The organism is Pseudonocardia sp. ICBG162 (assembly GCF_020496225.1).
Classification (GTDB): domain Bacteria; phylum Actinomycetota; class Actinomycetes; order Mycobacteriales; family Pseudonocardiaceae; genus Pseudonocardia; species Pseudonocardia alni.
The window spans coordinates 80,033-99,008 of record NZ_JAHLJD010000017.1 but is presented as its reverse complement, the minus strand read 5'-3'; the positions used below and the strand labels follow the sequence as shown (position 1 = coordinate 99,008).

Sequence of the window (18,976 nt, the reverse complement as noted above, 5' to 3'; positions counted from 1 at the left end):
GCTCACCCGGACCGGTGACGACGGCGGCCCGCCCCGGGTGAACCGGGACGGGCCGCCGTGTGTCGCGGGGAGTGCCTACAGGCCGAGCTCGGCCTCGAAGGCGCCCTCCTCCAGCCGGGCCTTGACCGCGGACAGGAAGCGGCCGGCGTCGGCGCCGTCGACCAGGCGGTGGTCGTAGGTCATCGGCAGGAAGCAGACCGAGCGGACGGCGATGACGTCGTCGCCCTCGGGGCCGGTGACGACCTTCGGCTCCTTCGAGATCGCGCCGGTGCCCAGGATGGCGACCTGGGGCTGGTTGATGATCGGCGTGTCGAACAGCGCGCCCGCGGACCCGATGTTCGTGATCGTGAAGGTGCCGCCCGACAGCTCGTCCGGACCGATCTTCGAGTCGCGGGTGCGGGCCGCGACGTCGGCGATCTTCTTGGCGATCCCGGCCAGCGACAGGTCGTCGGCGTCCTTGATCACCGGCACGAGCAGGCCGCGCGGGGTGTCCACGGCGATGCCCATGTGGACCGAGCCGTGGTAGGTGACCTGCTTGTTGTCCTCGGAGATCGAGGCGTTCAGCGACGGGAACGCCTTGAGCGCCTCGATGGTCGCCTTGGCGATGAAGGCCAGGAAGGTGAGGTTGGCGCCCTCGCGACGCTTGAAGTCCTCCTTGACCCGGTTCCGCAGCTTGACGATGCGGGTGAGGTCGACCTCCTGGACGGTGGTCAGCTGCGCCGAGGTGGCGAGCGACTCGTTCATCCGCTGCGCGATGACCTGGCGCAGGCGCGGGAGCTTGACCGTGGTTCCCGGCTCCGGCGCGTTGTCCGCGCGGGTCGGGACGGCCTTCGGCTCCTTGGGCGCGCCACCGGAGGCGGGCTGCTCCGCCGGGGCGGACGGCTTCTCCTGCGCCGGGGCCTTCGCCTGCTCGGCGGCGGCGAGGACGTCCTGCTTGCGGATGCGGCCGCCGACGCCGGAGCCGGTGACCGAGTCGAGGTCGACGCCGTGCTCCTGGGCCAGCTTGCGCACCAGCGGGGTCACGTAGGGCTTCTCGCCCGAACCCGAGCCCGAGCCGTTCGAGGAGGGCTCGATCTTCCCGGCGGGGGAGTCCTCGGACCCGGCCGGGGCCTTCTCCTGCTTCTCCTCGGCCTTGGGGTGCTCGGCCTTCGGCTCCGGCTTGGGCTCGGCCTTCGGAGCCTCCTTCTTCGGCTCCTCCTTCTTCTCCGGAGCCTTCTCCTGCTTCGGCGCCTCGTCCTGCGCCGGGGCGGCGGAGCCGTCGCCGACCAGCGCGAGCTGCGCGCCGACCTCGACGGTCTCGTCCTCGGCGACGGTGTGCTCGAGCACGGTGCCCGCGACCGGCGAGGGGATCTCGGTGTCGACCTTGTCGGTGGAGACCTCGAGCAGCGGCTCGTCGACCTCGACGGCGTCGCCGACCTGCTTGAGCCAGCGGGTCACGGTGCCCTCGGTGACCGACTCGCCGAGCTCGGGCATCGTGACCGGGGTGCCGGAGCCCCCACCGGACGACGAGCCACCGGAGGACGGCTGCGGGGCCTCCTCCTCGGCCTGCTCCGGCTCGGGCTCGGGCTCCGCCTCGGACTCCGCGGGCTCCTCGGCCTTCTCGGAGGAGCCGGAGTCGGACGAACCGGCGTCGTCGGCCTCGTCGGCGTCGCCGATGACGGCGAGCTCGCCGCCGACCTCGACCGTGTCGTCCTCGCCCGCGATGATGCGCTTCAGGACGCCCGCGGCGGGCGACGGGATCTCCGTGTCGACCTTGTCGGTCGAGACCTCGAGCAACGGCTCGTCGACCTCGACGGTGTCGCCCTCGGCCTTGAGCCAGCGGGTGACGGTGCCCTCGGTGACACTCTCGCCCAGGGCGGGCATCTCAACGGTGACGGCCATGTCGGGTGGAGCTCCTCTTGTTCCGCGTGGGTGTTCGGGTTGTGGGGCCGGGATCAGCCGTGGGTGTGCAGCGGTCTCCCGGCCAGCGCGAGGTGGGCCTCTCCGAGGGCCTCGCTCTGCGTGGGGTGGGCGTGGATCAGGGCGGCGACGTCGGTGGGCAGAGCCTCCCAGTTGTAGACCAGTTGCGCCTCTCCGACGAGCTCCCCGATCCGGGAGCCCACCATGTGCACGCCGAGGACGCGTCCGCCCTGTCCGGCGGGCCCCTGGGCGACGAGCTTGACCGCCCCGGAGGTCTGCAGGATCTGCGACTTCCCGTTGCCGGCCAGGTCGTAGGTCAGGGTGTGCACCTCGCCGTGGAGGTCCCGCGCGGCCTGCTCGGTCAGCCCGACCGAGGCGACCTCGGGGTCGCAGTAGGTGACGCGCGGGATGCCGTCGTCGGTGACGGGGCGGGGCGCGAGCCCCGCGACGTCCTCGGCGACGAAGATCCCGTGGGCGAAGCCGCGGTGGGCGAGCTGCAGGCCGGGGGTGACGTCCCCGACGGCGTACACGCCGTCGAGGTTCGTGCGCAGCCGCTCGTCGACGGTCACGAAGCCGCCGTCCATCGCGACGCCGGCCTCGGCGAAGCCGTGACCGGTGGTGTTGGGGCCGCGGCCGACCGCGACCAGCAGCAGGTCGGCCTCGATCTCCTCACCGGACTCCAGCGACACGGTGACGGTGTCGCCGCTGCGGGTCGCCTTCGCGAACCGCACCCCGGTGCGGGCGGTGATCCGGCGCCGCCGGAACGCCCGGGCGAGCTGGGTGGAGCAGAACTCGTCCTCGTTCGGCACGAGCCGCGGCAGCGCCTCGACGATCGTGACCTCGGCCCCGAACGAACGCCACACGCTGGCGAACTCGACGCCGATCACGCCGCCGCCGAGCACGACGACCCGGCGCGGGGCCTCGTCGAGGGAGATCGCGGCGTCGGAGGTGACGATGCGGTCGTCCAGCTCCAGGCCGGGCAGTGACCGGGCGTAGGAGCCGGTGGCGAGCACGACGTGGCGTCCGGTGATGCGCTCGTCGCCGACCCGGACGGTGCCGGGACCCTCCAGGGTGCCCGCACCGGGCACCACGGTGATCCCGCGCGAGGCGACCAGGCCCTGCAGGCCCTTGTACAGCCGGGACACCACGCCGTCCTTGTAGGCGTTCACCCCGGCCATGTCGACGCCGTCGAAGGTGGAACGGATGCCGACCTGCGCGCCGTCGCGGGCGTGGTCGGCCACCTCGGCCGCGTGCAGCAGCGCCTTGGTGGGGATGCAGCCGCGGTGCAGACAGGTGCCGCCGAGCTTGTCCTTCTCGACCAGGACCACCGACAGGCCCAGCTCCGCGGCCCGCAGCGCGCAGGCGTAGCCACCGGAGCCGCCGCCCAGGATCACCAGGTCGGCGGAACGAGCACCCGGGTCGGACACCGATCAGCTCCCTCCGGGGGTCACCGCCGGTGGACCGGCTCCGCCGGACGGGACCCCGCTACGCGGCGACCATCTTGTCATCCGGCCGCGACTGCGCCACTGGGGTGTCGGGAGCAAATCCGTGATCCCGTTCGTTGGGCACTCGGAGCTACCGTGTCCGGTTCGTAGGGGTGCGACCGGATCGACGAGAGGATGACGCGCATGGGTCTGCTCGACCTGTTCCGGTCACGTGGACCGTCGGGCCCCAGGTCCGGCCGGGGATCCGGCTCCGGCGGGAGGCGTGGCGCGTACGCGGAGGGGGAGGCCCACCTGCGTGAGTGGTCGGCCGCCCGGATCGGTGTCGAGGCCTTCGTCGAGCCGCGCACGACCGTGACGGAGACGACGGTGGTCTTCGTCGCGCACGACGGCGAGTGGACCCGCAGGCGGGTCGCGAACCCGAACGCGGCGAAGAAGCTGGCCCGGTCGCTGCAGATGCCGATCTACGACGTGCAGCTCGTCGGGTACCCGAACCGGATGCGCGAGCACGACGCCCGCGACCGCGCCCTGCGCAAGCGCGAGCGCCAGGAGCGGATGCTGCGCGAGCTGCGGGCCAAGGACCGCGACGCCTGACCCGCCGGGTCAGGGGCGCAGCGAGCGGGCGCGCCGCTCGCCGAGCGCGCGCATCGCGGGCTCCAGGCGCAGCGCGGGCCCGGGGGCTAGCGCGGTGAGGCGCAGCAGCGCACCCCGCCAGGCGGGCAGCGTCCGGTAGACCCGGCCGGTGCCGAACATCCCGACCAGCGCCGTCGCGACCTGCTCGGGGGTGACCAGCACCCCGGACCGCACGAGCGCCTGGCCCTGGCCGCCGGGCGTCATCGAGCGCAGCAGCTCGGTGTTCACCCCGTCCGGGCAGACCGCGTGCACCCCGATGCCCTCCCGGCGCACCTCCGAGGCCAGCGCGGACACCATGGACAGCGCGCCCGCCTTCGACGCCGCGTACACCGACAGGCCCGGAACCGGTCCCAGGCCGGACAGCGACACGGTCACGCCGATCTCGCCGCCCCGGGCGGTCCCCGCCGCCGCCTGCTCGCGGAACGCGGTCAACGCGGCCCGGGCGCCCCAGATCGGGCCCAGCAGGTTGACCTCGACCAGCGCGCGGGCGCGGGCCTCGGCGATGTCGGTGACGGTGCCGTCGAACCCGACGCCGGCGTTGCTCACCCAGGCGCCCAGCGGCGCGAGCTCGCGGGCCCGGGCCACCGCCGCCGCGGACGCGGCCGGGTCGGTGACGTCGCAGGCGGTGCCGGCGGCCGCCCCGATCCGGGTCGCGGTGGCCCGCGCCGCGGCCTCGTCGAGGTCGGTGACCAGCACCCGGTAGCCGCGCCCGACGAGCTCGCGGGCGATCTGCTCGCCGATGCCGCGGGCCGCGCCGGTGACCACCGCGGAACGGGGGGAGTGCGCGGGGACCTCGTGTCGACGACGCTGCCGGCTCATGGGCGGCAGTATGCCCTACCCGTGGGTAACCCCCGGTCCGGTGTCGCCGCCCGGATCCGGTCCGGTCAGACTCGGGCCCCGTGACGGCCGCGATGCACCTGCCCCGCTTCCTCGTCCGCCAGCGGATCACCCTCGGCGTGAACCGCTACGACGTGCACGCCGCGAACCCCGACGGCAGCGCGGGCGCGCTCATGGCGTTCGCGCAGCAGAAGCGGGTCGCCTTCAAGGAGCAGGTGACCTTCTGGTCCGACGACAGCCGCTCCCGCGCGGTGTTCTCCTTCCGCGCCCGCCAGCGTCTCGACGTCCGCGCCGAGCACGACGTCTTCGACGAGCACGGCCGGGTGATCGGCACCTTCGGCAAGCGGTTCGGGGCGAGCCTGCTGCGCTCGACCTGGACGCTGACCGCGCCGGGCGTCGCCGCGACCGGCCGCGAGCGCAGCCTCGGCGTCGCCCTGCTGCGCCGGGTGGCCGAGAACCTGCCGCTGCCGTACCACTTCGACGTCACCGAGGACTCCGGCGGCACGCTGCTGATGAGCAGCGACCGGCGGTGGTCGCTGCGCGACTCCTACGACGTCTCCGTCCCGGACCCGCGCATCGACTTCCGCCTGGCCGCCGCCTTCGCCGTCGCGCTGGACGCGTTGCAGGACCGCTGAGCCGCGCTCAGCCGTTCGCGGCCACGTCCTCCAGGAACGCCAGCAGGGTGCGCACCGGCACCCCTGTGCCGCCCTTGGTGGTGTAGCCGCGCGGCCCGCCGGTGTTGAACGACGGCCCGGCGATGTCGATGTGCGCCCACGGCAGCCCGGCGGGCACGAACTCCTTGAGGAACGTGCCGGCCAGCAGCATCCCGGCGAACCGCTGCCCGCTGACGTTGCTGATGTCGGCCACCCGCGAGTCCAGCTCGCCGCGCAGGTACTCCGGCAGCGGCATCGCCCAGGCGTCCTCGCCGGTGGCGGTGCCGTGCGCGGCGACCCGGTCGCGCAGCTCGTCCGAGCCCATCACCCCGGCGGTGCGCATGCCGAGCGCGACGAGCTGGGCGCCGGTCAGCGTCGAGGTCTCCACCAGGTAGTCGGGGTCGTCCTGGGCGGCGCGGACGATCGCGTCGGCGAGGATCAGCCGTCCCTCGGCGTCGGTGTTGAGCACCTCGACGGTGGTCCCGCCGAACATGGTCAGCACGTCGCCGGGCTTGTACGCCGTCGACGACGGCATGTTCTCCGCCATCGGCACGGTCGCGGTCACCGTGACCGGCAGCTCCAGCTTCGCGGCGAGCACGACGGTCGCGACGACCGCGGCCGCCCCGCCCATGTCCGAGGTCATGTCGGCCATGCCGGCGTTGGGCTTGAGCGAGATGCCGCCGGTGTCGAAGGTGATGCCCTTCCCGACGAGCGCGACCCGCTTCGACGCGGCCGGGCCGCCGTTCCAGGTCAGGCGCACCAGCCGGGGCGGGTTCGCCGACCCCTTCCCGACGCCGGTGACGCCGCCGTAGCCGTTCTCCCGCAGCCCGGCGTCGTCGAGGACCTCGGTGACCAGCCCGGCGCGCTCGCCCAGCGCCACCGCGTGCGCCGCGAAGGTCTCCGGGACCAGCACGTTCGGCGCGGTGTTGACCAGGTCCCGGGCGGTGACGACGGCCTCGGCGACGAGCGTCGCCCGCCGCACGGCCGCGTCGTCGGCACCGGTGAACGACCAGCTGCCGACCGGGGTGGCCGCGGCGTCGGTGGAGGTCCGGTGCCGGTCGAAGCGGTAGCCGCCCAGGACGGCGCCGACGACCGCGGCCTCGGCGTCGACCGCGGACAGCGTGCTCAGCACCGAGCCGGTCCCGGCCAGCGTGCGGGCGGCGGCACCGGCGGCGCGGCGGACCGCCTCGGACGCCTTCGGCCCCTCGGCCGGGCGGCCCAGACCGACCGCGACCAGCCGCGGCGCGGACAGCGCGCCGCGGGTCGGCAGCGACACGACCTGCTCGGCCTTCCCGGTCGCGCCGACGGTGGTGAGCAGCTCCAGCAGCTCGCCGGAGAACGCGGCGTCGACGCCGGCGGCGCCCGCGGCCAGCGCCGGGCCGGTGCCGTCGGCGGCGTCGGCCGCGGGGGCGTGCAGACCGACCACGACGGCGTCGACGACCGCCTCCGTCTCGGCACCGCTGTGTGCGGCGGTCTGCGGGAGGGTCGGGACGTCGATCGGCACGGGTGGCACTCCTCGGGGTCGGACGGGAACGGTGGGTATCGGACGAGTGGCTCCGGGTCGCCCGATCTCACCCTGCGTGGCCGATGCACACGTCCCGTGCGCCGGGTGGGTGGGGAGCGGGGTGGCGGGCGGGACGACGAGACCGGACCGAGATGGTAATGACACCCCCGCGGCGCCGCGCGGCACAGGGGTGGATGGGAAGGTGAACGGGTGCCCCGCCCCCCGTACCGGATCCCGACCGTGACCGCGGTCGTCGTCGCCCTGTCGGCGACGTTCGGTACCGGGCTGTACGCCGCGCTCGGCCCCGCGGCCGCGTCGGCGGGCACCTGGTTCCCGCTCGGGGTGCTCCTCGCCGCGCTGCTCGCGCTCGGCGTGGTCGGCTCGACCGCGCACCTGTCGCTCGCCCGCCCGGCCGGTCCGGAGCTGGCCCGCGGTGACCTGCCCGCCCCCGCACTACGGCTCGGGGCGGTCGCGCGGGTGACCTCGCGGGCCGCCGCCGGGTCGGCCGCGGCGCTGGTGTTCGGTGCCTACGTGCTGCCCACCCAGCCGGTGACGATCGCGGTGGTGGCGGTGCTCGCCGTCGTCGCGGTGAACGCCTTCGGGGTGCGGATCTCGCCCGGTGCGGCGCGCGGGCTGGTGGTGGGCACGGTGCTCGCCCTGACCGTCGCGATCGTGGTGGGGCTGCGGTCGGACGGGCCGCACGCGGTGCTGTCCTCGGCGATGCCCGCCGCGGCCACCGGAGCCGGCATCGCCGGCGACGGCGCCGGGACGCCCGACGACCCGGCCGTCGCCACGCTGCAGGCCGCGATCGAGCCGGGCCCGCTCGGCGTGCTGGCCGCCGCCGGGTTCGTGTTCCTCGCCTTCACCGGGCTGTCCCGCGTCGCCGAGCTCGGGGGCAGCCTGCGGGACCCGGTGCGGGCGATCCGCCGGGCCCCCGCACTCGCCGTCGTGATCACGACGGTGCTGCTGCTCCTGCTGTCGGCGGCCCTGCTGCGCGGGCTCGGTGCGTCCGGGCTGGCCTCGGCGTCGGCCCCGCTGGCCGCGCTGATGGACACCAGCAGCAGCGCCCAGGTGGGGGTGCTGGTGCGGGTCGGCGCCGCCGCTGCGACGGTCGCCGCACTGCTCGGGGCGCTGTCGCGGGCCGCGGCCGGCGCCGCCCGGCTGTCCCGCGAGGGGGAGCTGCCCGCGTTCCTGGGCCGGGGCGGGTCGCGCGGCACGCCGTGGGTGGCCGACCTGACGCTGGGGGTGCTGACCCTGGCGATGACCCTGCTGCTGTCCGCGACGACCGCGATCGTCGTCACCGTCGTCGCGGCCCTGGTCCACCACGCGGTGCTGCACGCCGCGGTGCTCCGGCTGCCGGGACGCCCGGTGCGGGCGGCGCTCGTCGCCGTCGCCGGTGGGGTGGGGTGCCTGGCCGTCGCCGCGTCGATGCCGCCGTGGCCGCTGGTCGCGACGGCCGGAGCGCTCGCCGCGGGCTGGGTGCTGTGCGCCGTCACGGCGCGCTCCCGCGCCCGCGCCGCGGCCGAGGAACCCGTGCGCCGCAGCGATCCCGAGGAACAGGCGGCCTGAGGCCGATAGGGTCGGGCGCGTGACCGACGAGCTCCTGCCCAGCCCGCTGCACGACCGGCACGTCGCCCTCGACGCCACCCTCGGCGAGTTCGGGGGGTGGTCGATGCCGATCTCCTACCCGGGCGGCACCGTCGCCGAGCACACGTCGGTTCGCGAGACGGCGGGCCTGTTCGACGTCAGCCACCTCGGCACCGTCCCGATCTCCGGGCCGGGCGCGGCCGCGCACCTGAACGCCTGCCTCACCAACGACCTCGGCCGCATCGGCCCGGGCCGTGCCCAGTACACCCTGGCCTGCGACGACCGCGGCGGCGTCGAGGACGACATGATCGTCTACCTGGCGGCCGACGACGACCTGCTGCTCGTCCCGAACGCCGCGAACTCCACCCGGATCGTCTCCGCGCTCGCCGCCGACGCCCCGCCCGGGGTCACGATCACCGACCGGCACCGCGAGCTCGCCGTGCTCGCCGTCCAGGGGCCCCGCTCCGCCGAGGCCCTGGGCGCGGCGCTCGGTGCCGCGGGGGAGGGCGTCGCGGGCCTGGACTACATGGCGTTCACCGACCTCGAGGGCGGCCTGAACGACGGCGGTGTGCGGATCTGCCGCACCGGCTACACCGGCGAGCTCGGCTACGAGGTCGTCCTCGCCGCCCAGGCCGCACCGGCGATGTGGGACGCCCTGCTCGACGCCGTCCGCGCCGTCGGCGGCGGCCCCTGCGGTCTCGCGGCGCGCGACACCCTGCGCACCGAGATGGGCTACCCGCTGCACGGCCACGAGCTGTCCATCGAGATCAGCCCGGTCCAGGCCGGGAGCAGCTGGGCGGTCGGGTGGGACAAGCCGGCGTTCTGGGGCCGCGACGCCCTGCTCGCCGAGCGCGCGGCGGGCCCGGCGCGGCGCCTGCGCGCGCTGCGGGCGACCGGGCGGGGTGTCCCGCGGGCGGGCATGACCGTCCTCGACGGCGAGGGCGGCAGCCCCGTCGGCGTCGTCACCTCGGGGACGTTCTCCCCGACGCTGCGCACCGGCGTCGCGCTGGCCCTGGTCGACACCGCGGGAGGGGTGGCGGTCGGCGACGGGTTGGTGATCGACGTCCGGGGCCGTGCGCTGCCGGTGGAGGTCGTGAAGCCGCCGCTGGTGCCCTCACACGTCCGCTGAGGGTCCCGTTCTTCGGGAATCCGACTGTTTGCCCCGTGGACAGCGGGGATACCGTTCGGGGCATGAGCGCGCCGAAGTTCTCCGTGACCCGCAACCCCGCCCCGGCGTCCCCGCAGCGGCGCGCCGACGTACTGGCCGCCCCCGGCTTCGGGCGGTACATGACCGACCACATGGTGACGATCCGGTGGACCGCCGGGACCGGCTGGCACGACCCGGCGGTCGTGCCCTACGGCCCGATGACGCTGGACCCGTCGTCGATGGTCCTGCACTACGGGCAGGAGATCTTCGAGGGTCTCAAGGCCTACCGCCAGCCCGACGGCTCGATCGCCTCGTTCCGGCCCGACGCCAACGCCGCCCGGTTCGCCGGCTCCGCGCGCCGGCTCGCGATGGCCGAGCTCCCCGAGGACCTCTTCCTCGCCTCGCTGTCCGAGCTCCTCGCGGTCGACTCCGAGTGGGTGCCCGAGGCCGGCACCGAGGACTCGCTCTACCTGCGGCCCTTCATGATCGCGACCGAGGTCGGGCTGGGGGTGCGGCCGTCGTCGGAGTACCTGTACTCGGTCATCGCCTCGCCGGCCGGGCCGTACTTCGCCGGTGGGGTCAAGCCCATGGACGTGTGGCTGGAGACCGAGTACACGCGCGCCGCCCTCGGCGGCACCGGCACCGCCAAGTGCGGCGGGAACTACGCGGCGTCGCTGCTGCCGCAGGCGGTCGGCGCCCAGCACGGCTGCGCCCAGGTCGCCTACCTCGACGCCGAGGAGCGCCAGTGGATCGACGAGATGGGCTCGAACAACCTGTTCTTCGTCTTCCGCTCCGAGGACGGCTCGGTCGAGGTCGCGACGCCGGACCTGCGCGGCTCGGTGCTCGCCGGCATCACCCGGGACTCGCTGATCACGGTGGCGAAGGACCTCGGGATCTCCGTGGTCGAGCGCCGCATCTCCGGCCAGGAGTGGCTCGGCGGCGCCGCCAGCGGCGTGCTGACCGAGGTGTTCGGCTGCGGCACCGCCGCGGTGATCACCCCGATCGGGACGGTCAAGCACAGCGGCGGAGAGGTGACCGTCGGCAACGGTGAGCCCGGCCCGGTCACCCTGCAGCTGCGCGAGGCGCTGACCGCGATCCAGCGCGGCGCGGCCCCGGACCCGCACGGCTGGATGCACACCCTGGTGCCGGCCTCCGCGTCGGTCTGAGCCGGCCCGGGATCGTCCACCGGTCCCGGGCCGGCCGTCCGGCCCCGACGCATGATCACCGGTTGTGGAGTTCCGCGCCCGTCCCGCGGACGGAACGCTCCACAACCGGTGATCACCGGCGCAGGGCCCGCCGGATCGCGGCGACGGTGCCCTCGGGTGCGTCGTGCACGTCGTGCCAGGTGAAGCGCAACAGCGTCCACCCCTGGGTGACCAGGGCGTTCCCCTTGGCCCGGTCGGCCCGGAACCGGTCGGGGTCGGTGTGCCAGGCCCAGCCGTCCAGCTCGATCGCCACCCGCTCGGCGGGGAAGGCCAGATCGATCTCGCGCCCGCCGCCCACGGGCAGCCCGCGGACGACGCCGCCGATCCCGGCGGCGCGCAGCAGCCGCAGCAGCATCCGTTCCAGCTCCGAGTCCGCGCGGTCGAGCGCGGCCACCAGGGCCACCAGCAGCCGGTGCGCCGCGGCCATGCCGTGCGCGCCCGCGTTGCGGGAGTAGGCCTCGTGCAGCAGCGCCGGGTGCACGACGCGACGCTGCAGGACCCGGTCGAGGAACGCGGCCCCGTCGGGCAGCACGGCGCAGGTCTCCAGCACGGTCAGGTGCTCGGCGGTGACGGCGACGCCCCGGATCCAGGTCCGGTCGGGACCGGGCACGTCGCGCCGCCGCAGCGCGATGCCGCCGGGCGCGAGCCGCCGGGTGCCGCGGGGGAGCGTCACTCCGACGTCGCGGGGGCACCGGTCGGTCATCCCGCTCCAGCACGCGGCGGCCGGCCCGTGGACCAGCCCGGAGGGCCCGGCCCAGAGCGCCGCGGCCCGGACGCGCATCGCCGCGGTCGGGACGCGGGTCGCCTCGGCGAGGACGCCCGGGTGCAGGTCGACCCACTCGCCGCGGGCCACCCGTCGCCGGACGGCCTGCCGGGACAGCCCGGTGGCCCGGGCCTGGGCCGCGGACAGGACCCCGTCCTGGGCGAGCAGCAGGTCACGCAGCGAGGTCGACGGAGCGGGGAGCGGGGCAGGGGGCACCGGCGCAGGATGGCGGCGCCCCGCACGGCCCGGCCCCGATCCCGCCGAACCCGTCGCAGCTGCGAATCCCGTCCATGATCACCGGTTGTGGAGTCCTGCGTCCGCCTCGCGAACGATGTGCTCCACAACCGGTGATCATGGGGCCGCCTGCCGCGTGGACCGGCTCGATGAAGCCCCGGGTCATCCGGTGAGCGCGGCCGCCAGGACGACGAGGACCGCGGTGCCGCCGAGCTCGCAGGCCGCACCCAGGACGTCGCCGCTCATCCCGCCGAAGCGTCGCCGGGTGTGCCGGGCCAGGCCCACCACCAGCAGCGCCGCGAGCAGCACCGCCCCGGCGACCGCGAGCACCGCCCCGGCGGCCGCCCCCGCCCGGCCTGCGCCGACGAGTGCCCCCGCCCCGGCCGCCGCCAGACCGGTCCACCACAGCGGCGCCACCCACACCGGCTGCGACCCGGCGACGGTCGCCCCCAGCCCGCCGGGCCGCGCGGCGGGCGTCCCGCGGCGCGCGACCCAGCAGAACCCGGCCCGCCCGGTCGCCGCGGCCAGCGCGCAGACGACGAGCACGACCGCGGGCGGCGCGGACGCCAGCTGCGCGAGGGCGGCGGCGCGGGCGCCCAGCACCACCAGCAGCGTGACGACGGCGAACGGTCCGGCCCCGCCGTCGGCCATGATCCGCAGCGCCCGCTCCGGCGGGCCGTAGCTGCCCAGGCCGTCGGCGGTGTCGGCGATGCCGTCGACGTGCATCCCGCGCGTCGCGAGCGCTCCCGCCCCGACCGTCAGCAGGCCCGCGACCAGCGGGGACACCCCGGCGGCGACCAGCCCGGTGAGCAGCGCCCCGCCCGCGACGCCGAGCCCGGCGCCGACCAGCGGCGCCCAGCGCAGGGCGGCCGCGGCGACGCCGTCGGGCAGCGCGCCCTCGTCGGAGGTGCGGACCCGGGCGGGCACGACGGTCAGCCAGCTGACCGCCAGCGCGAGCCCGGCGAGGGGACCGGGCCGGGGTCCGCTCACCGGCCGAGGCCGGCCGGCGCCGTCACGTCACCCGGGACGACGCCGGTGTCGTGCGCGGTCCCGGTCTCGGCGAGCAGGCGCGCCGCGGTGACCAGCAGCGGCAGCGCCGTCACCGCGGCGGTGCCGTCCTCGGTGCGCACCGCCAGGTCCAGCAGCGGCACCAGCGACAGGTGCTCCAGGACGAGCGTCGCGGCCGGTTCGGTCGACGGCTGCGCGGCGACCCACCAGTCCTTCGCGCCGGGGGCCAGCTCGTCGGCGAGCAGGGCCGCCGCGCCGACGGCCAGGCCGTCGAGCACCGCGGGCACCTTGCGCTCCGCGGCCCGGGCGAGGAACCCGGCGAGCACGATCAGGTCCGTGCCGCCGACGGTGCGCAGCAGCGCCAGCGGGTCGCGCAGGTGCGGACGGGCCCGGCGCAGCGCGTCACGGATCGCGATGGCCTTGCGCATCCAGGCGCGGTCGTCGATCCCCGACGCCCGCCCCACGACGGCGACGGGCTCGGCCCCGGTCACGGCCGCGACGATCGTCGCGGCGGGGGTCGTCACGCCGACGGCGAGCGTCGCCGGGATCAGCAGGTCCGCGCCGGCGTCGATCTCGGCGTCGGCCAGCCGCCGCCCGGTCAGCCACGCCGCGGTGGCGCGCTCGCCGTCCAGGGCGTCCTCGCGGTCGATCCGGCCGGTGCCGTGCGCGACGAGCCAGCCCGGCTCGGCGCCCTCGGCCCCGGACACGAGCCCGACGTCGACGACCCGCACGGTCGCCCCGGCGGCCCGCGCGGCGACGGTGACCGGCAGCCGTCCGGCCGCGGCGGCGGTGGCGCGCACCGCGGACACCTGCGGCGGGTAGGCCGAGACGCCGTTCGCGGCGATGCCGTGGTCGGCGGCGAGCAGCACCACCCGGGCGCGCACGGGCGCCTGCGGGGGACAGGTGCCCTGGCAGGACGCCAGCCACACGCCCAGCTCGCCGAGCCTGCCGAGCCCGCCGGTGGGCATCGCGAGCCCCTCGACCAGGGCGACGGCCTCTCGGCGGCTGCGGGAGTCCGGCCGTCCGACGGTGACCGGGACGATCTCCACGTCGGACTCGGTGACCGAGGCGGGTGTCGTCGCGGCCCCGGCGACGGCGCCCGCGGCCGCCCCGGTCGCGGGGAGGACCGCACCCGGGACCCCGGCGGGGGTGCCCGCGACGTCACCGTCAGGGTCGGCGACCTCGGCCCCGGCGGCCCCGCCGGCCGGAGCATCGCTCCCGTCGGGAGCCGCGGACCCGGTGGCGGAGCCGGGCGACCCGGTGGCGGAGCCGGGCAACCCGGTGGCGGAGCCGGGCGAGCCGGTGGCGTCGAGCCCGGCAGCGGGTCCCGCGGCGGCGAGATCGGCGCGTGCTCCCGCGGCCGGCGCCGCAGGTCCGGGTGCGGCGGCGATGCCGGCCGGAGCGGCGGAGGCGTCCGTGGCCGGAGCGGGCAGGGCGAGGGCCCGCCCCGCCACCACCAGCACGACGTCGTCGCACACCCGCGCGACGGCGGCGTTCAGCTCGCCCAGCCGGTCGCGGAACAGCCGCCCGGCGCGGGTGTCCGGCACGACCCCCAGCCCCGTCTCGGCGGACACCAGCACCAGCGGACCCGGCGCGGCGGCGACCGCGGCGACCAGCCCGTCGACGGCGGCGTCGACCGCGGCGGGCACGACCGGGGCGTCCCAGGCACCGGCGTCGTCGAGGACCCCGGTCAGCCAGGTCGCCAGGTCGTCGACCAGCACCGGGCCGGGCCGGGCGAGCGCGGCGGCCAGCTCGGTGCCGCCGACCTCCTCGGTGGTCCAGTGGGCGGGGCGCCGGGCGGTGTGCGCGGCGATGCGCGCGTCCCAGTCGGTGTCGCCGGGGATCCGCCGGCCGGTCGCGAGATAGCGGACCGCCGCGTCGTCGCCGAGCAGTTCCTCGGCGTGCCGCGACTTGCCGGAGCGCGTGCCCCCGAGGACGAGCGTCCGCAGTTCGACGGGAGGAGTCACGCCGCACATCGTGTCCTACCGGTCCCCGGTAGCGTCGCGAAGGTGCTCGATCATCTGGTCCTGGCCACCCCCGACGTCGACGACACCGCCGCTGACCTGGCCGGACGTCATCTCCACACGCTCGAGGGCGGGCCGCACGTCGGTGTCGGCACCCGCAACCGGCTGGCCGGGATCGGGCCGGGCCGGTACCTGGAGGTCGTCGGCCCCGACCCCGCGCAGGACGAGCCGGGCGCACCGCGCCCGTTCCGGATCGACACCCTGACCGCACCCGCGCTGGTGACCTGGGCGGTGCGCGTCGACGACCTCGACGCCGCGCTCGACGCGGCCCGCGCCGCCGGGCACGACCCGGGACCCGCCAGGGACATGTCCCGTCGGCGCCCGGACGGCACGCTTCTCGCGTGGCGGCTCGCGTTCCCTCCCGACGACGCGGGCGGGGTGCTGCCGTTCCTCATCGACTGGGGCGCCACCCGGCACCCGTCGGCCGACCTGCCGGTCCCGGCGAGCCTGCGCACGCTGCGCCTGACCCACCCCGATCCGGAGCGGGTGACCGCACTGCTCGACGCCGTCGGTGCGGGTGGGGAGGCCGAGGTCGTCGCGGGGGAGACGCCGTCGCTGCAGGCCGTGCTGGACCTGCCCGGCGGGCCGCTCGTGCTCTGAGAGCCGGGGCCCGCCGGGACGGTGTCAGACCGTGTCGCCGCGCTTGACGCGCGGCTTGGGCACCCGCATGCGGCGCGGCTGGGTGGCGCGGGAGAACGCGTACCACCCGGTGCCGAGGCCCTTGATCTCCTCGTCGGGGAACTTCGCGCGGGCCTTCTTCAGGACCTGCATGCCCAGCAGCGTGCCCTCGACGACCATCACGATCAGCATCAGGAACGTGAACAGCGTGACGTACTGCTGGATCACCGGGTTCTGGATCAGCGCGGCGACCAGCACGAGCGCGGCCAGCGGCAGGAACAGCCCGATGACGTGCGGGCGCGAGTCCACGATGTCGCGCACGTAGGCCCGCACCTTGCCGCGGTCGCGGGGGAGCAGCACGCGGTCGTCGCCGGCGTCCATCCGCTTGCGGCGCTCCAGCGCCTTCGCCCGGCGCTCGTCCTTCGACGGCCGGGTGGCGCGGGCCAGCTTCGCGGCCTCCCGCTGGGTGCGCGGCGGGGGCGGCGCGGGACCGCGCCGCCTGCCCTCGGCGTCACGGCGCTTCGGTGTCGCCCGGCCCTTGCCGGGGGTGGTGTGGGGACGCGAGCGGGTCGCGCCCTCGTCCTCCGTCTCCGCAGCGTCCGTGCCCGCCGGGGACTCGACGGCCGTCTGACCGGCCTGGTCGGAGCTCTCGGAGCGGCGCAGGAACCTCACAGGTGTCCACAATACGGGCCGCCGCTAGCCTGCCCCGCATGCGCATCGTGGTGGCTCCCGACTCCTTCGGCGGAACCCTCAGCGCACGGGAGGCGGCCGAAGCGATCGCCGCGGGCTGGCGGCGCGGCGTGCCCGGCGCCGACGTCGCGATCGTCCCCCTCGCCGACGGCGGCACCGGCTTCGCGGAGGTGCTGCACACCGCGCTCGGCGGGACCGTGCACGAGCGGGAGGTCACCGGCCCGCTCGGTGACCCGGTGACCGGGTCCTGGCTGCGCGTCGGCGACACCGCCTACCTGGAGTGCGCCTCGGCGTGCGGGCTGCACCACGTCCCGCGCGAGGACCGGGTCCCCGGGGTCGCCCGGACGGCGACGACGTCCGGGGTGGGGGAGCTGCTCGCCGCCGCCCGCGACGCCGGCGTCACCACCGCCGTCGTGGGGCTCGGCGGGTCCGCCACCACCGACGGCGGCGCCGGTCTGCTGGCCGCGCTCGGCGCCGTCCCCGTCGACGACGACGGCCTCCCGCTCCCGCCCGGCGGCGCGGCCCTGGACTGCTGCGCCCGCCTCGACGGGACCCCCGACCTGGGCGGGATGACCCTGGTCGCGGCGAGCGACGTCGACAACCCGCTGCTCGGACCGCACGGCGCCGCCGCCGTGTTCGGCCCGCAGAAGGGCGCCGACGACGCCGCCGTCACCGAGATGGACGGCGCGCTGACCGTGTTCGCCGGGGTGCTCGCCGACCTGGCCGGGCGCGAGGTGCGCGACCTGCCCTCGGCCGGCGCCGCGGGCGGTCTCGGCGCCGCGCTGCTCGCCCTCGGCGCGCGGGTCGAGTCCGGTGCCGGTCTGGTCCGCGGCCTGGTCGGGCTCGACGCCGAGCTGGACGCCGCCGACGTCGCCGTCACCGGGGAGGGCAGCTTCGACTGGCAGTCGCTGCGCGGCAAGCTCGTCACCGCCGTCGCCCGGGGTGCGGCCGACCGCGGGACGCCGTGCGTGGTGCTGGCCGGGCAGGTCAGCGTCGGCCGCCGGGAGGCCGCGGCGGCGGGGGTCGACGCGGCGTTCGGGGTGGCGGAGGAGTTCGGCCTGGAGGCCTCGATGGCCGACCCGGCCGGGACCCTCGCCGACCTGGCCGAACGCGTCGCTCCCCGCTGGAGCCGGTGAGCCCCGTCACCCGCCCGTCGGCGAATCGCACGGTCTCCGCCCGGATGCGGACCCGCCCGACGTCGTACTATGGATTCCGACGCCCGGTGGGAACAGGGCGGACCACGCACGTTGTTGGGAGAGTCATGACCGTTGACAACACCTTGGACGCGGGCGCGACCACGGAGCAGACGCACGGCGTGGAGCTGACCGACTCCGCTGCCGTCAAGGCGCGCACCCTGCTCGAGCAGGAGGGCCGCGACGACATGCACCTGCGCATCGCCGTGCAGCCCGGTGGCTGTGCCGGCCTGCGTTACCAGCTCTTCTTCGACGACCGGTCGCTCGACGGTGACCTCTTCCGTGACTTCCACGGTCTCAAGGTCGGCGTCGACCGGATGAGCGCCCCGTACCTGCAGGGCGCCACGATCGACTTCGTCGACACCATCGAGAAGCAGGGCTTCACGATCGACAACCCGAACGCGGGCGGCTCCTGCGCCTGTGGCGACAGCTTCAACTGACGTCGCACAGCAGCACCTCCGAAGGGCCCCGCCGGTGATCTCCGGCGGGGCCCTTCGCCGTGGGTGACGTAGGGTCCCCTGTGTGCCTATTGCCGTGACGGGGTCGATCGCCTCCGACAACCTCATGCATTTCCCGGGGAAGTTCTCCGAGCAGATCCTCGCCGACCAGCTGGACCGGATCTCGGTCAGCTTCCTGGTCGACGACCTGACGGTCCGCCGGGGCGGCGTGGCCGGCAACATCGCCTTCGCGCTCGGTGTGCTCGGCCAGAACCCGGTGTTGATCGGCGCCGTCGGTGCCGACTTCGCCGAGTACAAGCAGGTCCTCGACGACCTGGGTGTCGACACCTCCGGGGTGCACACCCACGACGACGTCCACACCGCCCGCTTCGTCTGCACCACCGACGACGACATGCGCCAGATCGCGTCCTTCTACACCGGCGCCATGGCCAAGTCGAAGGAGATCGAGCTCGCCCCGATCGCCGAGCGCGTCGGCGGGTTCGACCTGGTGCTGATCGGCGCCAGCGACCCCGAGGCCATGCTGCGCCACACCGACGAGTGCCGCGAGAAGGGCTACGCGTTCCTCGCCGACCCGTCCCAGCAGCTGGCCCGCATGGAGGGCCCCGAGGTGCGGCGCCTCATCGAGGGCGCCACCTACCTGGTGACCAACGACTACGAGTTCGAGCTGCTGCTCAAGAAGACCGGCTGGACCGCCGAGGAGATCGGCGCCAAGGTCGGAACCCGGATCACCACCTTCGGTGAGAAGGGCGCGCTGATCGTCGAGGCCGACGGCACCGAGACCCGGATCGACGTCGTCCCGCCGACCGAGCTGGTCGACCCGACCGGTGTCGGCGACGCCTGGCGCGCCGGGTTCCTCACCGCGCTCGGCGCGGGGCTGCCGCTGGAGCGTTCGGCCCAGCTGGGTGCGCTCATCGCGACCTACGTCCTGGAGTCCGACGGCCCGCAGGAATGGACCTGGGACCGCGACGCCGCCCTCACCCGGCTGCGCGACGCCTTCGGTGACACCGCCGCCGACGAGATCCGGGCCGTCCTGCCCGGCTGACCCCCGCCGTACGAGAACGGGCCGGCACCCCCGCGGGGG

Annotated in this window: 17 protein-coding genes; 9 read left to right on the top strand and 8 right to left on the bottom strand. The window is 75.8% G+C overall.

Features of this window, described 5'->3' with window-relative positions; translation table 11 throughout:
- Positions 1 to 75: 75 nt before the first annotated feature.
- Positions 76 to 1,881 carry a 2-oxoglutarate dehydrogenase, E2 component, dihydrolipoamide succinyltransferase gene (gene sucB / locus KPL60_RS14530; protein WP_226357690.1) on the bottom strand — a complete coding sequence of 602 codons (1,806 nt, stop codon included), beginning with the start codon at positions 1,879 to 1,881 and terminating at the stop codon, positions 76 to 78.
- A 53-nt stretch (positions 1,882 to 1,934) separates the two neighbouring features.
- The gene (gene lpdA / locus KPL60_RS14525; protein WP_226366157.1) at positions 1,935 to 3,326 is read right to left on the bottom strand and encodes a dihydrolipoyl dehydrogenase; all 1,392 of its coding nucleotides are present in this window, start codon (positions 3,324 to 3,326) and stop codon (positions 1,935 to 1,937) included.
- Between the two features lie 201 nt (positions 3,327 to 3,527).
- On the opposite strand from lpdA, the gene KPL60_RS14520 reads away from it, so the two are divergent.
- Positions 3,528 to 3,935: an oxidoreductase gene (locus tag KPL60_RS14520; protein ID WP_073574153.1), complete on the top strand. Its 408-nt coding sequence runs from the start codon at positions 3,528 to 3,530 to the stop codon at positions 3,933 to 3,935.
- A gap of 9 nt (positions 3,936 to 3,944) precedes the next feature.
- Here the strand turns inward: KPL60_RS14520 and KPL60_RS14515 are convergent, their stop codons facing one another.
- Positions 3,945 to 4,793: an SDR family oxidoreductase gene (locus KPL60_RS14515; protein WP_226366156.1), complete on the bottom strand. Its 849-nt coding sequence runs from the start codon at positions 4,791 to 4,793 to the stop codon at positions 3,945 to 3,947.
- An 80-nt stretch (positions 4,794 to 4,873) separates the two neighbouring features.
- Here KPL60_RS14515 and KPL60_RS14510 point away from each other — a divergent pair, with 80 nt between their 5' ends.
- Positions 4,874 to 5,446 carry a hypothetical protein gene (locus KPL60_RS14510; RefSeq protein WP_226366155.1) on the top strand — a complete coding sequence of 191 codons (573 nt, stop codon included), beginning with the start codon at positions 4,874 to 4,876 and terminating at the stop codon, positions 5,444 to 5,446.
- Positions 5,447 to 5,453: 7 nt separating this feature from the next.
- Here the strand turns inward: KPL60_RS14510 and KPL60_RS14505 are convergent, their stop codons facing one another.
- Positions 5,454 to 6,962, bottom strand: coding sequence for a leucyl aminopeptidase (locus KPL60_RS14505; RefSeq protein WP_374228709.1), 1,509 nt, complete (start codon positions 6,960 to 6,962; stop codon positions 5,454 to 5,456).
- A gap of 216 nt (positions 6,963 to 7,178) precedes the next feature.
- Between KPL60_RS14505 and KPL60_RS14500 the strand changes: the two genes are divergently transcribed.
- The 3 genes from KPL60_RS14500 to KPL60_RS14490 all read left to right on the top strand — a co-directional run bounded on the left by KPL60_RS14500 (position 7,179) and on the right by KPL60_RS14490 (position 10,868).
- A complete protein-coding gene (locus KPL60_RS14500) occupies positions 7,179 to 8,537 on the top strand; it encodes a hypothetical protein (RefSeq protein WP_226366153.1) in 1,359 nt (452 codons plus the stop codon).
- Positions 8,538 to 8,556: 19 nt separating this feature from the next.
- On the top strand, positions 8,557 to 9,684 hold the full coding sequence (gcvT, locus tag KPL60_RS14495; protein WP_226366152.1) for a glycine cleavage system aminomethyltransferase GcvT: 1,128 nt from the start codon (positions 8,557 to 8,559) through the stop codon (positions 9,682 to 9,684).
- Positions 9,685 to 9,746: 62 nt separating this feature from the next.
- Positions 9,747 to 10,868 (top strand): branched-chain amino acid aminotransferase, encoded by a 1,122-nt coding sequence (locus KPL60_RS14490; protein ID WP_226357683.1) that lies wholly within the window; start codon positions 9,747 to 9,749, stop codon positions 10,866 to 10,868.
- 112 nt (positions 10,869 to 10,980) lie between these two features.
- Here KPL60_RS14490 and KPL60_RS14485 read toward each other — a convergent pair whose 3' ends face one another.
- From KPL60_RS14485 to KPL60_RS33760, 3 genes are all read right to left on the bottom strand, one after another.
- Positions 10,981 to 11,886: an endonuclease domain-containing protein gene (locus KPL60_RS14485; protein WP_226366151.1), complete on the bottom strand. Its 906-nt coding sequence runs from the start codon at positions 11,884 to 11,886 to the stop codon at positions 10,981 to 10,983.
- A gap of 180 nt (positions 11,887 to 12,066) precedes the next feature.
- Entirely contained in the window at positions 12,067 to 12,894 is an 828-nt protein-coding gene (locus tag KPL60_RS14480; RefSeq protein ID WP_226366150.1) for an adenosylcobinamide-GDP ribazoletransferase, read from the bottom strand.
- Entirely contained in the window at positions 12,891 to 14,879 is a 1,989-nt protein-coding gene (locus KPL60_RS33760) for a bifunctional adenosylcobinamide kinase/adenosylcobinamide-phosphate guanylyltransferase (RefSeq protein ID WP_308016752.1), read from the bottom strand. The genes KPL60_RS14480 and KPL60_RS33760 overlap by 4 nt, the downstream gene beginning before the upstream one ends.
- A 42-nt stretch (positions 14,880 to 14,921) precedes the next feature.
- Here KPL60_RS33760 and KPL60_RS14460 point away from each other — a divergent pair, with 42 nt between their 5' ends.
- A complete protein-coding gene (locus KPL60_RS14460; RefSeq protein ID WP_226357679.1) occupies positions 14,922 to 15,536 on the top strand; it encodes a VOC family protein in 615 nt (204 codons plus the stop codon).
- A gap of 24 nt (positions 15,537 to 15,560) precedes the next feature.
- Here the strand turns inward: KPL60_RS14460 and KPL60_RS14455 are convergent, their stop codons facing one another.
- A complete protein-coding gene (locus KPL60_RS14455; protein ID WP_073574146.1) occupies positions 15,561 to 16,226 on the bottom strand; it encodes a DUF3043 domain-containing protein in 666 nt (221 codons plus the stop codon).
- Between the two features lie 38 nt (positions 16,227 to 16,264).
- Here KPL60_RS14455 and KPL60_RS14450 point away from each other — a divergent pair, with 38 nt between their 5' ends.
- The 3 genes from KPL60_RS14450 (at position 16,265) to KPL60_RS14440 (ending at position 18,937) form a co-directional block, all read left to right on the top strand.
- Positions 16,265 to 17,380, top strand: a complete 1,116-nt coding sequence (locus KPL60_RS14450; protein ID WP_226366149.1) for a glycerate kinase — start codon at positions 16,265 to 16,267, stop codon at positions 17,378 to 17,380.
- Positions 17,381 to 17,505: 125 nt separating this feature from the next.
- Entirely contained in the window at positions 17,506 to 17,877 is a 372-nt protein-coding gene (locus KPL60_RS14445) for an iron-sulfur cluster assembly accessory protein (RefSeq protein ID WP_062395963.1), read from the top strand.
- Between the two features lie 124 nt (positions 17,878 to 18,001).
- Positions 18,002 to 18,937, top strand: coding sequence for a carbohydrate kinase family protein (locus KPL60_RS14440; RefSeq protein WP_226366596.1), 936 nt, complete (start codon positions 18,002 to 18,004; stop codon positions 18,935 to 18,937).
- Positions 18,938 to 18,976 lie beyond the last annotated feature (39 nt).

Coding starts and splice junctions, on each gene's coding strand:
- sucB (WP_226357690.1), bottom strand. CDS start 1,881: ATGGCCGTCACCGTTGAGATGCCCGCCCTGGGCGAGAGTGTCACCGAG.
- KPL60_RS14520 (WP_073574153.1), top strand. CDS start 3,528: ATGGGTCTGCTCGACCTGTTCCGGTCACGTGGACCGTCGGGCCCCAGG.
- KPL60_RS14515 (WP_226366156.1), bottom strand. CDS start 4,793: ATGAGCCGGCAGCGTCGTCGACACGAGGTCCCCGCGCACTCCCCCCGT.
- KPL60_RS14490 (WP_226357683.1), top strand. CDS start 9,747: ATGAGCGCGCCGAAGTTCTCCGTGACCCGCAACCCCGCCCCGGCGTCC.
- KPL60_RS14450 (WP_226366149.1), top strand. CDS start 16,265: ATGCGCATCGTGGTGGCTCCCGACTCCTTCGGCGGAACCCTCAGCGCA.
- KPL60_RS14445 (WP_062395963.1), top strand. CDS start 17,506: ATGACCGTTGACAACACCTTGGACGCGGGCGCGACCACGGAGCAGACG.
- KPL60_RS14440 (WP_226366596.1), top strand. CDS start 18,002: ATGCATTTCCCGGGGAAGTTCTCCGAGCAGATCCTCGCCGACCAGCTG.